This is a genomic window from Embleya sp. NPDC001921 (assembly GCF_053594475.1).
Window position 1 is genome coordinate 200,842 of record NZ_JBSFEO010000004.1, and the last position, 16,654, is coordinate 217,495.

8 protein-coding genes and 1 tRNA gene are annotated in these 16,654 nt (G+C 73.1%); 7 read left to right on the forward strand and 2 right to left on the reverse strand.

Annotated elements, in window-relative coordinates:
* Window positions 1–140: 140 nt before the first annotated feature.
* From topA to ACWCPW_RS06280, 7 genes are all read left to right on the forward strand, one after another.
* Window positions 141–3,005 (forward strand): type I DNA topoisomerase, encoded by a 2,865-nt coding sequence (gene topA, locus ACWCPW_RS06250; RefSeq protein ID WP_449760417.1) that lies wholly within the window; start codon window positions 141–143, stop codon window positions 3,003–3,005.
* 205 nt (window positions 3,006–3,210) lie between these two features.
* The gene (tmk, locus tag ACWCPW_RS06255) at window positions 3,211–6,408 is read left to right on the forward strand and encodes a dTMP kinase (protein WP_449760418.1); all 3,198 of its coding nucleotides are present in this window, start codon (window positions 3,211–3,213) and stop codon (window positions 6,406–6,408) included.
* 109 nt (window positions 6,409–6,517) lie between these two features.
* Entirely contained in the window at window positions 6,518–7,702 is a 1,185-nt protein-coding gene (locus tag ACWCPW_RS06260; protein ID WP_449760419.1) for a DNA polymerase III subunit delta', read from the forward strand.
* 251 nt (window positions 7,703–7,953) lie between these two features.
* A complete protein-coding gene (locus ACWCPW_RS06265; protein ID WP_449760420.1) occupies window positions 7,954–9,456 on the forward strand; it encodes an alpha/beta hydrolase-fold protein in 1,503 nt (500 codons plus the stop codon).
* A gap of 97 nt (window positions 9,457–9,553) precedes the next feature.
* Window positions 9,554–11,185, forward strand: a complete 1,632-nt coding sequence (locus ACWCPW_RS06270; RefSeq protein ID WP_449760421.1) for an alpha/beta hydrolase — start codon at window positions 9,554–9,556, stop codon at window positions 11,183–11,185.
* A 188-nt stretch (window positions 11,186–11,373) separates the two neighbouring features.
* Complete coding sequence (locus tag ACWCPW_RS06275; RefSeq protein ID WP_449760422.1) at window positions 11,374–12,924, forward strand: alpha/beta hydrolase; 1,551 nt, start codon at window positions 11,374–11,376, stop codon at window positions 12,922–12,924.
* An 81-nt stretch (window positions 12,925–13,005) separates the two neighbouring features.
* Window positions 13,006–13,082, forward strand: a tRNA-Thr gene (locus ACWCPW_RS06280).
* 118 nt (window positions 13,083–13,200) lie between these two features.
* Here ACWCPW_RS06280 and ACWCPW_RS06285 read toward each other — a convergent pair.
* Both ACWCPW_RS06285 and ACWCPW_RS06290 read right to left on the reverse strand, forming a co-directional pair.
* Window positions 13,201–15,747 (reverse strand): FtsX-like permease family protein, encoded by a 2,547-nt coding sequence (locus ACWCPW_RS06285; protein WP_449760423.1) that lies wholly within the window; start codon window positions 15,745–15,747, stop codon window positions 13,201–13,203.
* Window positions 15,747–16,580: an ABC transporter ATP-binding protein gene (locus tag ACWCPW_RS06290; RefSeq protein WP_449760424.1), complete on the reverse strand. Its 834-nt coding sequence runs from the start codon at window positions 16,578–16,580 to the stop codon at window positions 15,747–15,749. Before ACWCPW_RS06290 ends, ACWCPW_RS06285 begins: the two co-directional genes overlap by 1 nt.
* Between the last annotated feature and the right edge of the window lie 74 nt (window positions 16,581–16,654).

The following is a 16,654-nucleotide window of genomic DNA, read 5'->3' on the forward strand; positions in this document are numbered from 1 at the left end:
GCAGAACCGGTTTGACACACGGGGCCGACCCCCGGTCACGCTCCGCCACCCGGCAACCGCAATGTGAATACGAACCCCCGAGTACGGCCTTGCCCAACTGGGCACGGCCGCTGCCGACGACGATGGAGAGAGAAGCGAAGGTGTCCCCGAGCAGCGAGACCGCGCGCGACGGCCTGAGACTCGTCATTGTCGAGTCCCCGGCCAAGGCGAAAACGATCAAGGGCTATCTCGGCCCCGGTTACGTGGTCGAGGCGAGCGTGGGACACATCCGCGACCTGCCCAACGGCGCCGCCGAGGTCCCGGCCGAGTACGCCGGCAAGCCGTGGGCCCGTCTCGGGGTCGACGTCGACGCCGACTTCGAGCCGATCTACGTGGTCAACGCGGACAAGAAATCCCAGGTCGCCAAGCTCAAGAAGCTCCTCAAGGACGCCGACGAACTCTTCCTCGCGACCGACGAGGACCGCGAGGGCGAGGCCATCGCGTGGCACCTGCTCGAAGTGCTCAAGCCCAAGGTGCCGGTGCACCGGATGGTGTTCCACGAGATCACCAAGGACGCGATCCGCACCGCGGTGAACAACCCGCGTGAGCTCAACCAGCGACTGGTCGACGCGCAGGAGACCCGCCGCATCCTCGACCGCCTCTACGGCTACGAGGTCTCGCCGGTCCTGTGGAAGAAGGTCGGTCCGCGCCTGTCGGCCGGCCGTGTGCAGTCCGTGGCCACCCGCCTGGTCGTCGAGCGCGAGCGGGAGCGCCGCGCGTTCACCTCGGCCTCGTACTGGGACCTGCTCGGCGTCTTCGGCACCGGGCGGGCGGGCGACCCCACCGACCCGAGCACGATGAACGCGCGCCTGGTCTCGCTGGACGGCAAGCGGGTCGCCTCCGGTCGTGACTTCGGCCAGGACGGCAAGCTCAAGAACGCCGGTGTGCTCCAGTTGGAGGAGGCCGGTGCGCGCGCGCTGAGCGCCGCGCTGGAGTCCGCGTCGTTCACGGTGCGCGCCGTCGAGCGCAAGCCCTACCGTCGCTCCCCGTACGCCCCGTTCCGCACCACCACCCTCCAGCAGGAGGCCTCGCGCAAGCTCGGCTACGGCGCCAAGCGCACGATGCAGATCGCGCAGAAGCTGTACGAGAACGGCTTCATCACCTACATGCGTACGGACTCCACCACGCTGTCCGAGACGGCGGTGACGGCCGCCCGGGCGCAGGTGCGCGAGCTGTACGGCGCCGAGTACGTGCCGGACGCGCCGCGGGTGTACGCGGGCAAGGTGAAGAACGCGCAGGAGGCGCACGAGGCGATCCGACCCTCGGGCGAGAGCTTCCGCACGCCGGCCGAGACCGGGTTGGCCGGCGACGAGTTCCGGCTGTACGAGCTGATCTGGATGCGCACCGTCGCGTCGCAGATGAAGGACGCGGTCGGCCAGTCGGTGACCGTGCGCATCGGCGGCATCGCCCAGGGCGCGGACCTGCCCGGGCGCGACGCCGAGTTCACCGCGAGCGGCAAGATCATCACCTTCCACGGCTTCCTCAAGGCCTACGTGGAGGGCTCGGACGACCCCGACGCGGAGCTGGACGACCGCGAGCGGCGGCTGCCGATGGTCACCGAGGGCGACGCGCTCAGCGCCGACGAACTCACCCCGGAGGGCCACGCGACCAAGCCGCCGGCCCGCTACACCGAGGCGTCGCTGATCAAGGAGCTGGAGGACCGGGAGATCGGTCGGCCCTCGACGTTCGCGTCGATCGTCGGCACCATCCTGGACCGCGGCTACACGTTCAAGAAGGGCACCGCGCTGGTGCCCTCCTTCCTCGCGTTCGCCGTGGTCGGGCTGCTCGAGGGCCACTTCGCCACGCTGGTCGACTACGACTTCACCGCGAAGATGGAGGACGACCTCGACAAGATCGCGCGCGGCGAGACCGCGGCCGTGCCGTGGCTGCGCAAGTTCTACTTCGGCGACGAGAGCCGGCCCGACGAGGACCACCTCGGCGGCCTCAAGGCCCTGGTCACCGACCTCAGCTCGATCGACGCCCGCGAGGTCAACTCGTTCCCGGTCGGCGAGGGCATCGTGCTGCGCGTGGGCCGGTACGGTCCCTACGTCGAGCGCGGCGATCGGCGCGCGGACGTGCCGGACGACCTGCCGCCGGACGAGCTGACCGTGGCCAAGGCCGAGGAACTGCTCGACAAGCCCAGCGGCGACCACGAGCTGGGCATCGACCCGGCCAGCGGGCACATGATCGTGGCCAAGGACGGTCGCTACGGTCCGTACGTGACCGAGGTGCTGCCGGAGCCCGAGGCGCCCGCCGCCCCGGCCGCGGACGGCGCCAAGCCGGCCAAGAAGACCGCGAAGAAGGCCGCCGCGAAGAACGGCCCCAAGCCGCGCACCGCGTCGCTGTTCAAGTCGATGGCGCTGGACACGGTCACCCTGGAGGACGCGCTCAAGCTGTTCACGCTGCCGCGCGTGGTGGGCAAGCACCCGGAGACCGGTACCGAGATCACCGCGCAGAACGGCCGCTACGGCCCGTACCTCAAGATGGACACCGACTCGCGCTCGCTGGAGACCGAGGACCAGTTGTTCACGGTGACCCTCGACGAGGCGCTGGCGATCTACGCCCAGCCCAAGGCGCGCGGTCGGGCCGCGGCCAAGCCGCCGCTGAAGGAGCTGGGCACCGACCCGGTCAGCGGCAAGGCGGTCACGGTCAAGGACGGCCGGTTCGGGCCGTACGTGACCGATGGCGAGACCAACGCGACGCTGCGCGCGGACGACTCGGTGGAGACGATCACCCCCGAGCGCGGCTACGAGTTGCTCGCGGACAAGCGGGCCAAGGGCCCGGCGAAGAAGACGACCAAGAAGGCGGCGGCCAAGAAGGCCCCGGCGAAGAAGACGACGGCCACGAAGACCGCCGCGAAGAAGACGGCCGCGAAGAAGCCCGCGGCCGACGGCAAGACCACCAAGTCGGCGGCGGCGAAGGCGACGGCGAACGCCGGCGCGAAGAACGCGGCCGACGAGGCGTGAGGCGACAGGACCGAGGTAGGGATATCTCGGTGTCGAGGTAGGGATATCTCGGTACGTTTCGATCAGGCGGCGCCGGCGGGATCCGGCGCCGCCTCGGTCGGTTCCGGCGACGACATCGGGCCCTGTGCTACGGTCCGCCGCCGGAGCACGGGGGATCGGTCGAGGTTGCCGTTTCCCGTCAGGTGACGACGTTAGGGTTCTCCGTATGACGCACGCGGAGCAGCAAGCGCCGGATTCGGCGATACCGCCCCGTCAGGTCGAACCGACGGAGGGCATCGGGGGCGTGCTGAGCATCCGCCCCTTCCGCCGCTTCTGGTTCGCGGTCGCGGCGTCCGCGCTGGGCGATTGGCTCGCGTTGCTCGCCTTGACCTCCGCCGCGCTGTGGACGGTCGAGGGCGACTACCGCGAGCACGCCACGGCGGTCGCGGTGGTGTTCGCGTTGCGGATGCTGCCGGCCGCCCTGGTCGCCTCGGTGGCGGGCGCGATCGTGGACCACCTCGACCGGCGCTGGACGTTGGTGACGTGCGACGTGATCCGGGCCCTGGTGCTCGTGTCCGTGCCGTTCGTGGACGAGATGTGGTGGGTCTGGGGCGCGACCGCGGTGGTCGGCGTGGTCGGCGCGCTCGCCGGGCCCGCCCGGGACGCCACCGTGCCCAACCTGGTGCCGCGGCAACGGCTGGGCACCGCCAACCAGTTCAACCTCGTGACCTCCTACGGCGCGGCCCCGGCCGCGGCGCTGTTGTTCATCCTCGGCGCGCTGATCGGCACCGCCTTCTCGCGCGACGTGTCGATGTTCGTCGAGCACCCCTCGAACCTGGCCTGCTACACCGCGGGCGCGGTGTTCCTGGCCGCCTCGGTGTTCGCCTTCCTGATCCGGATGCCCACACGCGGGCGTTCGGTCAGCACCCGGCGGCCCAACCCGTTCAAGGTGCTCGCCGACGGACGCAAGGTGTTCGGCCACGGCCGGACCGCGCGCGGTCTGATCGTCGGGATGATCGCGCTGTTCCTGGCGGGCGGCGCGCTGGTGGCCACCGCGCCGCTGCTGGTGGTCGGTTTGCACGCGGGCAACGCGGCGTACGGCACGGTGTTCCTGATGCTCATCGCCGGCGTCAGCGCGGGCATGTTGTGGGGCCCGCGGGTGGTGCCGGCGTTCAGCCGGCGGCGGCTCTACGGCATGGCGGTGATGTTCGCCGGACTGACCCTGCTGATCCTGGCCGCGGTCGCCAACGTGGTGATGGCCGCCGTACTCGCCGCCGTGCTCGGCGTGTTCGCGGGCGTCGCGTGGGTCACCGGGTACACCATGTACGGCCTCGACTTCGGTGAGGACCTGCGGGCCCGGGCCTTCGCGTTCGCCCAACTGATCGTGCGGATCGTGCTGTTCGTGGCACTGGTCGCCGCGCCGATCGGCGCGGGCTACGTGGGCGTGCGCTCGTGGGTGATCGCGGACCGGTTCACCTTCGACTACAGCGGTGCCGCGCTGGTCCTGGCCGGCACCGGCGCGTTCGTGGTGATCCTGGGCTGGATCGCGCTGCTGAGCGTGGACGACCGGCGCGGCGTGCCGATCCTGCGCGACCTGGCCGCGGCGACCCGCAACGAGGACCACATCATCGGCCGGCCGGCCGGGGCCACCGGCTTCTTCATCGCCCTGGAGGGCGGCGAGGGCGCGGGCAAGTCGACCCAGGCCAACGCGATCGCGGCGTGGATCCGGGCCAAGGGCCACGAGGTCGTGGTCACCCGCGAGCCCGGCGCGACCGAGGTCGGCAAGCGGCTGCGCGCGATGCTGCTCGACCTGGACGGCGCTCCGGTCGACCCGCGCACCGAGGCGCTGCTGTACGCGGCGGACCGGGCCGAGCACGTGCAGACCGTGATCCTGCCCGCGCTGCGGCGCGGCGCGATCGTGATCAGCGACCGCTACATCGACTCCTCGATCGCCTACCAGGGCGCCGGGCGCGGCCTGGGCGCGCGCGAGATCGGCCGGGTCTCGCGCTGGGCCAGTGACGGGCTGCTGCCCGACCTGACCATCCTGCTCGACCTGGACCCCGCGGTGGGTCACGGCCGCTTCACCGAGGCGCCGGACCGCCTGGAGTCCGAGCCGCGCGAGTTCCACCTGCGGGTGCGGCACGCGTTCCTGGACCTGGCCGCGCACGACCCCGACCGCTACCTGGTCGTGGACGCCGATCAGGAGCCGGACGCGGTCACCACGCCGATCCGGCACCGGCTCGACCGCGAACTGCCGCTGTCCGAGCAGGAGAAGCGCCAGGCGCTGGAGTTGGCCAAGCGCATGCGCGAGGAGGACGCCCGGCGCAAGGCCGAGCAGGCCGCGCGGGACGCCGAGAAGGCCGCGCTGATCGCCCGACTGCGGGCGGAGAGCGAGGAGCGCCAGCGCCAGGCAGAACAGGCCCGGCTCGAGGAGGAGTCGGCCCGGCTGGCCGAGGAGGAGCAGCGCTACGCCGAGGAGGAGGCCCGTCGGATCGCCGCCGAGGCGGACGAGCGGGCCCGCACCGCGGCCGAGGCGGCGGAGGAGGCCCGGCTGCACGCCGAGGCGGAGCGCCGCCGGCTCGCGGCCGAGGCCGAGCGCCGGGCCCAGGAGCAGCAGCGGGTCGCCGAGGAGGCCAAGGCCAGGGCCGAGGAGGCCCGGGTGCGCGCCGAGGAGGAGGCCGAGCGCCGCGACGAGCAGCGCCGCCGGCTCGAGGAGGCGTCCGCGCTCCAGGCCGAGCAGGCTCGGGCCAGCGCCGAGGAGGAGCGCGAGGCGGCTCTGGAGCGCCAGCGGTCGGCCGAGGAGGAGCGCGACCGGTTGCAGGCCGAGGCGGCCCGCGACGTCGAGCGCATGCGTGCCGAGGAGGCGATCCGGGTCGCCGACGAGCGCCGGGCCGCCGAGGAGCGCCGCCGGGCGGAGGACGCGCTGCGCCGGGCCGAGGCCGATCGTCGCCGGGCCGAGCGGGAGGCGTCGCGCGCGGCGGAGGCCGCGGCGTCCGCTCGGGCGCGCGCCGCGCAGGAGGCCGCCGCACTCGCCGCGGAGGCGGGTCCCGCGACGGACACCGACATGGTCGAGACCCCGGTGCACGGGATCCGACGGCCGGACCCGTCGCTGGGGGAGACGCCCGTACACGGCGTTCCCAAGGTGTCCGCGGACGACGCCGACACCACCGAGCTGCGGCAGATAAAACTGCGCGAGCCGGCCGAGGACACCCGGGAGATCCCGAGGCTGAACCTGGACGAGACGCACGCGCTGCCGGTGCTGCCGACGCCGGCGGAGCCGGGCGACCACTCGCTGGCCGACGACCTGCTCGGGCCGTGGACGGGTGATCCGGCCGCGGACGAGGCGGAGGCGGCGGACGCGGACGCGGACGACGAGCCGGCCGAGCCGGAGCGCAAGCGGCGCTGGCGGCGCAACAAGTCCTGACGCCGGGCCGCACCGGGCACACCCGGCCCCGGGGTGACGTGGCCTCGATTGTCACGTCACCCCGGTACGGTCGTACTCGGGGCACACCGGAACGAGGAGACAAGAGCGCGTGACCGTCTGGGACGACCTCGTCGGGCAGGATCGCGTCGCCGAGCAGTTGCGCACCGCGGCCGGCGCCGCCCGCGCGGTCCTCGCGGGCGAGGGCGTCGGCGGGATGACCCACGCGTGGCTGTTCACCGGTCCGCCCGGCGTCGGCACCGCGACCGCCGCGCGCGCGTTCGCGGCGGCGCTGCAGTGCGTCAGCCCGGATCTGGCGCTGGGCGCCGAGCCCGGCTGCGGACACTGCGACGGTTGCCACACCGCGCTCACCGGGACGCACGCCGACGTCGACGTGGTCGCCACCGCGCTGCTCTCGATCGGCGTCAAGGAGACCCGCGACCTGGTCCGGCGCGCGGCCATGACACCGGCGGGCGGGCGCTGGCAGGTGATCATCCTGGAGGACGCGGGCCGGCTCACCGAGGGCGCGGGCAACGTACTGCTCAAGGCGATCGAGGAGCCCGCGGACCGCACCGTGTGGCTGCTGTGCGCGCCGTCCCTGGAGGACGCGCTGCCCACGATCCGCTCGCGTTGTCGCAACGTGGCGCTGCGCACGCCGCCCGCCGGGGCGGTCGCCGATCTGTTGATGCGCCGGGACGGGATCGAACCGGCGATGGCCGCGTTCGCCGCGGCCGCCTCCGGCGGCGACATCAACAGCGCGCGCCGACTGGCCCTGGACGAGCAGGCGCGCGGGCGCCGTTCCGACGTGTTGCGGATCCCGATGGTGGTCGGCGACATCGGCCTGGCGATGGCCGCCGCACAGCGCCTGGTGGACGCGGCGGCCGAGGACGCGAAGCAGGTCGCGGCGGATCTGGACGGCCGCGAGACCGAGGACCTGCGGACCGCGCTGGGCGCGGTCGGCGGTGGTCGCATGCCCAGCGGCACGGCCGGCGTGATGAAGGAGCTGGAGAACAAGCAGAAGAAGCGGGCCACCCGCACCCAGCGGGACTGCCTGGACCGCGCGCTGGTGGATCTGACCGCGTTCTATCGGGACGTGCTGGCGCTGCAACTGCGCGCCGCCGTGCCGTTGGCCAACGACGTGTTGCGCGCGGACCTGGACTCGGTGGCCCGTACCTCCACGCCGGAGGCGACGCTGCGCCGGATCGAGGCGATCCTGGCCTGTCGGCGGGCGATCGACGCGAACGTCGCGCCGCTGCTCGCGGTCGAGGCGATGGTGCTGACGCTGCGGACCGGCTGAGCGTCCGGTTCGGCGGAGGTCGCGGATCGCAGCCGGCGGGCCCGTTCGCGGGGCGGTTTCGCCGAGGTTCGCGCACGCGGGTGCGCGGTCGTCGGGGCGTTTGCGCGGGTGCCCGGTCGACTCCTTCACTCCTTGGAGCGGAGGTGCTCGTCGAGCGGAACCCGAAGCCCCCACCCGGACGTCATCGTGGGAGAGTTCGCGGGAACATTGTGGCTGGTGAGGTTCGGAAGGACGGTGCGGGGTTGCGTTCCGTGACCAGGACGCTCAAAGGTCTGCTGATCGCGGTGACCCTCGGGGCGATAGTCGTTCTTGTGCTGAGGGCGCGCACGTCGCGCGCGGCCGATGCGGCCGAGGCCGGCTCGTCGGCCGACCCGGAGACCGATTCGGAGGCCGAACCCGGGCCTCGTGCGGCCGAGTTGCCGCCGGCGGCGGTGTCGGCGCCGGCTCGGGAGCAGGTGCGGACGCCGGCGCGGGCCGATGGGCCGAGGCACACCGAGCCGGCCGAGCGGATCGGTGTGCCGGGTTCGAAGAGCGCGGCGGGGTCGGCGGGTTCGACGGGCGCGCCGACGTCGACCGGGTCGGCGCGGTCGACCGGCGCGTCGCGGTCGGCGCCCGCGCGGGCCGAGGCGCCGATGCCGTTCGCGCCGGTCGAGGCCGGCTCCGCGGTGCCCGCCGGGTCGGCCGGGCCCGAGTTGGTGCGCGTCGCCGAGCCCGTGGTGATCGGGGCCGCTCCGGCGCCCGTTCGCCGCAGGCGCGGTGTGCGCTCGCCGCTGGGCGTCGGCCTGCTCGCGCTGGTCGTGGTCGCGGCCGGCGTCGGCGGCACCTTCGCCTACAAGGGGATGGCCGACGACGACAAGCAGAACGTCGCCTCCGCCACCAAGGTCGAACCGTCCGCCGAGCCGGCCGCCACATCGGGCCAACCCAAGCCCGCACCGCAGAAGTTCACCAAGGTCGGCGTCAAGTCCGGTGGCACGCTGACCAAGACGACCGTCGCGGGCCGCCGCTCCGGGGTCACCGCCGACGTGTGGGTGTGGCTGCCGCCGGGCTACGACACCGCAGCCAACCAGGCCCGCAGCTACCCCGTCCTGGTCGCCCAGTCGGCGCTGCCCGGCGTCGAGTCGAACAGCTTCGTGGACGACTCGGTGGCGTTCCTGCCCAAGCTCGCGGCGGCCATCGAGACCGGCACCGTCCCGCCGTACATCGTGGTCGCGCCCGAACTGATGCCGTACTCGAAGCAGGAGGCGGACGCCGGTCGGACGGCGGCCAAGGACACCGAGTGCAGCGACGTCCCGAACCAGCCGAAGATGGCCACCTTCCACAACGACGACGTGCGCGAGGCGGTGCTGTCCACCTATCGCGCCACCGCCGACCGTGCCTCGTGGGCGCTGATCGGGGACGGCTCGGGCGGCCTGTGCGCGGCCAAGTACGCGTTGCAGTACCCGCAGTACTACGCCGCCGCGGTCAGCCTGTCCGGCCGCACCACCCTCAAGTCGCCGCTGTGGGACGCCGATGCGGCGACGAAGGCGGCGAGGACGGCGAACGACCCGGTCAAGCTGCTCGACGCGAAACCCGACGTACAGATCCTGCTGTCCGGCCACACCGGCAGCACGGGCAGCGAGTTCGCCGCGAAGGCGAAGGCGCCGACCACGGTCAAGGCGGTCGCGGGCGCGGGCGGGGCCTCGGGTGACATAGGGCGTCAACTGCCCGAGGCGCTCGTCTTCCTCGGCAAGAACACCAGGAACCCGGCGGCGTGACCCGGCGCGGGCCCGGCGGCGCGCGGTGGGGCGTATCGGTCCGACCGCACCGCGTACCGCCCGTGCGCCGATATGCGTTCGATGGTAGGCAGTACGCGTGAAACGAATATCCAGGGTGGGACTCCTCGGCCGTGCGATCCCGGTCGTGCTCGCCGTCGCGGCAGTCGCGGGCTGTACGGTCGCGTCCGATCTCGGCGACGCCGCGGGCGGTGGCCGAACGGCCGCGGGCTCGCCCACGTCGGCCGGTGCCGGGGCGCCGGGCACGCCCGGGGACCCCAATCCGGCGCTGGCGCGCTTCTACACCCAGCGGCCGACCTGGAAGGACTGCGAGACCGAGGACGCCGACCAGCGCAGCCAGGCCAAGGCGTTCCGCTGCGCGAGCTTCACCGTGCCGCTCGACTACTCCCGACCGACCGGGAAGACCATCGACATCGCGGTGACCCGCAAGAGCGCGGGCAAGCCCGGGCAGCGGCTCGGCTCGCTGCTGCTCAACCCCGGCGGCCCGGGCGGCTCCGGGGTCGAGGCGGCGTGGTGGATGGCCGAGGAGAACATCGGCAAGCCGCTCCAGGACGCCTACGACCTGGTCGGCTTCGACCCGCGCGGGGTCGATCGCAGCGCGCCGGTGCGATGCATGAGCGACGCCGAGCGGGACGAGTACGTGGCCGAGGACCTGCCCGACGATCCGGTACAGGCCGAGGCCCGGTCCAAGGAGCGGGACAGGACGTACGCGGCGGAGTGCCAGAACCGATCCGGCGAACTGCTGCCCTTCGTCGGCACCGACAACGCCGCGCGCGACATGGACATCCTGCGCGCGGCCCTGGGCGACGCGAAGCTCAACTACATCGGCTTCTCGTACGGCACCTACCTGGGCGCCACCTACGCGGAACGTTTCCCGGCCCGTACCGGCCGACTGGTCCTGGACGGCGCGGTGGACCCGACCGCGGACAACCTGACCGCGTCGGTCGAGCAGCAGGTGGGCTTCGAGCGGTCGCTGCGCCGGTTCGCCGAGGACTGCGCGGGCCGCGTCGGCTGCCCGCTGGGCAACGACCCGAAGACCGCGGCGACCAGGGCCGCCGACTTCCTGGACGGGCTCCAGGACCAGCCGCTCGCCGGCCGGAGCGGACGCAAGCTCACCGCCAGCCTGGGTTGGATCGGCGTGATCAGCCTGCTGTACGGCGACAAGGACACCGCCTGGAAGTACCTGCGCGACGCGCTCACCGACGCGATGGTGCGACGGTCGCCGGAGGGGTTGCTGTTCTACGCCGACAACTACAACGGGCGGGACGAACAGGGGCGGTACGACAACAGTTCGGACGCGTTCGTCGCGATCGGCTGCGCGGACGGGAGCGGCGACGCGCCGACGCCGCAGCAGGTGCAGACGGCGCTGGCCCGGCTCAGGGCCGAGGCCCCGTTGTTGTCCCGCGACGTCACGGCCGAGGACCTGACCGGGCAGAGCTGTGAGGACTGGCCGTTCAAGTCGCCGACCAAGCCGCACGCGATCCGGGCGCAGGGGAGCGCGCCGATCCTGGTGGTCGGTACGACGGGCGACCCGGCGACGCCGTACGCCTCGGCGGAGAAGCTGGCGAGTCAGTTGGCCGACGCGACACTGTTGACCTTCGAGGGCGAGGGGCACACCGCGTACGGCGGCAACAGCACGTGCGTGGACGGGGCGGTGGAGGGCTTCCTGCTGCGCGGGACGATGCCGCCGAAGGGGGAGCGGTGTAGTTGATCGCCGGTCGGTGGTCGGCGGTCTCCGGCCGGTCCGGCCGGTGGTCGGGGCCGCGGGCTTGCGTGGCCGCGTCGTCGCGTCGTCGCGTCGTTGGGGGAGTATCGCTCGGCTGCGTGGTTACCCTCCCCAGGAGGTGCACGGTCGTACCGGGCCGACGGTCGTACCGGTCTAGCGGAGGAGCGGGTCGCATGCTGCGGGGTTCGTGCGCGAGGATCGCCGCGGCGGTGGTCGGCCTGTTGCTGGTGGCCGGGTGCGGATCGGGCTCTTCGTCGAAGTCGCCGGACAGGATCGCGGACACGGGCAAGGCTCCCGTGACCGGTGACGCGGACGGCAGGGTCGGCGAGAAGGCGCCGCCGACCGCGGCGGCCGAGCCGATCGGGTGGACGGCGTGTACCGGCGGCTTCCAGTGCGGCACGCTCCAGGTTCCGCTGGACCACGCCAAGCCCGACGGCCCGAAGATCAAGCTCGCGGTGATGAGGAAGCCCGCCACCGGCCCGAATCGGATCGGTTCGCTGGTCCTGAACCCGGGCGGCCCGGGCGGCTCGGGCCTGGACTTCGCGCAGTACGCGGCCACCCGGTATCCGGCCGACCTGCGCAAGCGATTCGACATCGTCGGCTTCGACCCGCGCGGGGTGGGCCGCAGCACCGCGATCGGCTGCCTGACCGACAACGCGATGGACGCGTTCACCCAGCTCGACGCGACACCGGACACCCCCGCCGAGGAACAGGCGTGGGTGGACGGCACCCGTTCCTACGCGCAGGCCTGCGCGAACCGGTCGGCCGATCTGCTGGGCCACGTGAGCACCGTCGACGCGGCGCGCGACCTGGACCTGCTCCGCGCGTCGCTGGGCGACGCCAAGCTCCACTACCTGGGCGCGTCCTACGGGACGTTCCTCGGCGCGACGTACGCCGAGCTGTACCCGAACCGGGTCGGCCGGCTGGTCCTGGACGGCGCGATGGACCCCAGCCAGTCGGCGACGGCGGCCAACAAGGTGCAGGGCGGCGGCTTCGAGACCGCGCTGGCGGCGTTCCTGGACAACTGCGTCGGCGGCGGCTCGTGCTCGCTCGGCGCGACCCGCGAGGCCGGGCTGGCCAAGATCCGGGGCCTGCTGCAACAGCTCGACGCCCGCCCGCTGCCGGGCGACGCGACCCGCAAGGTCACCGAGTCGATCGCGACCACCGGCATCCTGTCGCCGCTGTACGCCAAGGAGCAGTGGCCGGACCTGCGCCGGGCGCTGGACGCGGCGCTGCGCGGTGACGGGCAGCCGCTGCTCGAACTCAACGACCAGTACTACGAACGCGGCCAGGACGGAAAGTACAGCAACCTGATGCCCGCCAACGCGGCGGTGAACTGCCTGGACGCCCCGGCCGCGGCCGGCTCCCGCGAGGACGTCGAGCGCGACCTGCCCGGCTACCTCGCCGACTCCCCGACCTTCGGCCGCAACCTCGCCTGGGCGGGCCTGACCTGCGCCTCCTGGCCGGTCCCGCCGACCGGCAGGCCACACCCGATCAAGGCCGAGGGCGCCGCCCCGATCCTGGTGGTGGGCACCACCCGCGACCCGGCCACCCCGTACGTGTGGTCCCGATCCCTGGCCGCCCAACTGGCCTCCGGCACCCTGCTGACCTACGACGGCGACGGCCACACCGCCTTCGGCCGAGGCAGCGACTGCGTCGACCGCACGGTCGTCGACTACCTCACCCAGGGCACCGTCCCCACCAAGGCCAAGACCTGCCGCTGACCCCCGACAAACGCGCGTGTGGACCACCCCGACGGGTGTGTACACTCATTCCCTGTCGCCACCTTCAAGGTGGGCGGACAAGCCGCCTTAGCTCAGTCGGCTAGAGCGACGCACTCGTAATGCGTAGGTCAAGGGTTCGACTCCCTTAGGCGGCTCCATCACAAAGGCCCAGGTCACTTCATGGTGACCTGGGCCTTTGTCGTGTGCTGAGGGTGGCTTGGGCGGCGACCGCCGGGCCCGTGAGTGGCGGCCCGGCGACCGCGCTCTCGTGCCCCCTCAGGCCTGTGCCGCCGTCACCGGGTTCGTTCGCAGCGCGTTCCAGGTGGGCAGCAGGGTTGCCGCGAAGGTGAGGGTCGCCGCCGTGGCGACCACGGTCGCGTAGATGGTGATCGGGCCGGTCGGCAGCCACGAGTCGGTGAGGGACAGGCTGAAGGGGATCACAGCCGCAGCCGCCGCCACCGTGCCCAGGATCACGCCGATCAGCGTGGTGAGCGTTGCCTCGACCGCGGCCATGCGCATGATCTGGCCGCGGGTCGCGCCGTTGAGGCGTTGCAGGCCGAACTCGCGGCGCCGGTTGTGGGTGGCCAGGATCAGCGAGTTGATCAGGGCCAGCGCGGTGTAGAGGGTCAGCATGCCGATGATCAGGTAGTTGACCCACGCCTGGGTCTTGGATTCCTCGGCGTGCGTCTCCAGCAGCGCGTCCCGGGAGGCGGCCCGAACTCCCGGATGCTCCTCGGCCCATGCCCCGAGCGAGGCGACCAGCCGGTCGGGGTCGGTGCCCTCGGCCGCGCGCACCAGGATCTGCGCGGGCAGCCCGTTCGTGGTGTGCGGTGCGAGCAGGGACACCGGCAGCAGCAGCGAGTCGTAGCCCGGCCGGCTCTCGAACAGCGCGACCACGCGCACGTCCACCGACGCGCCGTCGCCCAGCCGCACGCGGACCGTGTCGCCGGGTCCGCGATGGATCGACCGGGCCAGACCCCGCGGGATCGCCACGGTGTTGCCGCGCAACTCGGACAACGACCCGGAGGTGGCCGTCACAGCTGTCGTGGACAGACCGAACTCGACATCCACACCCTGGAGTCGCAGGCCGTGCCGACCGTCCGGCGCGGTGCGCGGCTGCTCGATGAAACCCGCGCTCGCGGCGTACGCGCTAGCGCTCGCGACGCCGGGGATGCCCCGCACCCGCTCGACCAGGGCCGGGTCGAGACCGCCGCCCGCACCGGTCAACACCGCGTCGGCGCGCAGGCTCTCCGTGTACACCCGCTCGGCCTGCGTGGTCGTGGTGGTCTGCAGGTACAACTGGCCGGTGCTGATCGCCACCGCGAGCATGATCGGCGTCACCACGGCGGCCGTGCGCACCGGGGTGACCCGTGAGCCGAGCATCGCGATCCGACCGGACTCGCCGGTCAGTGCGCCGAGCGGGAAGGACAACACCCACGTGAGCAGCTTGGTCAGGCCGGGGGCGAGCAGGGCCAGGCCGATCGCGGCGCAGATCACCGCCGGGCCCGCCGTACTCCCGGCGATCGGGCCCTCCAGGACGAGCGCGGTGACCAGGCCCAGCGCGATGGTGCCGGCCAGCGCGATCAGCGCGACCACGAATCGGAACCAGTTGAACCAGCGCTGCCGGAACGCGGATTCCGCGAGCGCCTCGGTCGGCTTCGCGGACACCGTGCGCCGCGCGCCGATGAATCCGCCGACGAGTGCGGTCAGCAGCACCGCGCCCGCCGCCGCGACCGCGGGTATCCAGCCCTGCCGGAACCGCACCGTCTCGGCGACCATGCCGGACGCCACCAACCGGTCGAAGAGCACCCGACCGGCGGCGGGCCCGGTGAACCACGCGACGCCCGCCGCGAGCACGGTCACCAGGAACGTCTCGCCGAGCAACATCCGGCGCAACTGACGCGGCGTCGCGCCGATCGCGCGCATCAACGCGAACTCGCGGCGGCGCTGCTGTACGGACAGCCCGATGGTGCCGGCCACCACGAACACCGCGACCGCGACCGCCAGGCCGCCGAAGACGCCCGCCAGCGAGATCAGATCGGACTTGTCCGCCAGGATCTCGGGGTGCTCGACCGCGCCGCGATCGTCACCGGCGAGGATCCTGGCCCGGTCCTCGTTCAGCGCGCCGGCGACCCGCTCGCGCAGCGCGCCGAGATCGGCGCCAGGCTCGGCCACGATCGCGATGTCGGCGATGGTGCCCGCGGGTGCCGTGAGCCGCTCCGCCTCGGCCGCCGCGAAGAACATGGTCGCTTGCGGGACGGTACGCGCCGGCTGCGCGATGCCGGTGACCCGGTACGCGGCCGAGCCGCCGTGTGCGGCGATCTCGACCCGATCGCCCACGGCGACGCCCGCGCGGCGCGCGAGCGCGGCATCCAGGACCACCTCGTCCGGCCCGACCGGCGCGGCTCCTCGGGTGAGCGCGTACGGCGTCAGCGCCGCCGACTCCCAAGCGTGCCCCTGCGCCTCGCGACTGCCGCCGGCGCCGGTCAGCGCGGCCTCGAAGGTGCGTTCGCCGACCGCCGCGCGCACACCCTCCAGGCCCCGCACCCGATCCACGAGCCGCGCGTCCAACGGCACCCGCTCGGCCAGGGCGAAGTCCCGCTCCCGGTCCCCGGATCCGTCGCGCGGGCCGGTGAAGGTGGGATCGCCGATCACCAACAACGAGGCCTGGGCCAGGCGTTGCGGCGGCGCGTTGTTGCGTACCCCGGTCTCGAGCAGCCCGCCGCAGGCCATCACCACCGTCGCGCCCAAGCACAGCGCGACGAAGGTGGCGACGAAGCCACCGGCCCGAAAGCGCAGCGTGCGCAGCGCGAGCCCCCACATCAGTGGATCCCGCCGAACGCCGGCCGCCCACCCGGGAGCGGGGCCTGCGCGAACGCGCCCAGGTGGGTCATGCGTTCGGCGATCGCGTCCACGGTCGGCGCGTCCAGCCGGTCGGCGATCCGGCCGTCGGCGAGGAAGACCACGTGGTCGGCGAAGGACGCGGCGATCGGGTCGTGGGTGACCATCACGATGGTCTGGCCGTCGGTCCGCACGGACTCCCGGAGCAGTCCCAGCACCTCGGCCGCCGTCCGGGTGTCCAACGCGCCGGTCGGCTCGTCCGCGAACAGCACGGCGGGGCGCACGGCCAGCGCGCGAGCGATCGCCACCCGCTGTTGCTGGCCGCCGGACAGCTCGTGCGGCCGGTGCCGGGCGCGCTCGGTCAGGCCGACGCGCGCGATCACCTCGGCGATCCGCCGGCGGTCGGCGCGCTTGCCCGCGAACCGCAGCGGCAGCGTGATGTTCTGCTCCACCGTGAGGGTGGGCAGCAGGTTGAACGCCTGGAAGACGAAACCGATCCGCTCCCGGCGGAGCCTGGTCAGCGCGTTCTCGTTCAGCTCGGCGAGGTCCCGGCCGGCCACCGCGACCGTGCCCGACGTGGGGCGATCCAGGCCGGCCGCGCAGTGCAGGAAGGTGCTCTTGCCGGAGCCGGACGGACCCATCACGGCGGTGAACGAGCCGTGTCCGAAGGCGAGGGTGACCCCGTCGAGGGCGGCGACCGAGGCCGAGCCCCTGCCGTACACCTTGCGCACCGCGTCGAGCCGGACGGCAGGCGCCCCGGCACCCTCCCGCTCGTCCCGGATCGTGTGACCTGCCCGTGTCGGTCGCCCGCTCACGTTCGTCCCTCCGCCGTTGCGGCCGCTCCCCGTTCACGGCACCGGCTCCACGCTAGGAGCGTGAAACGGGCGTG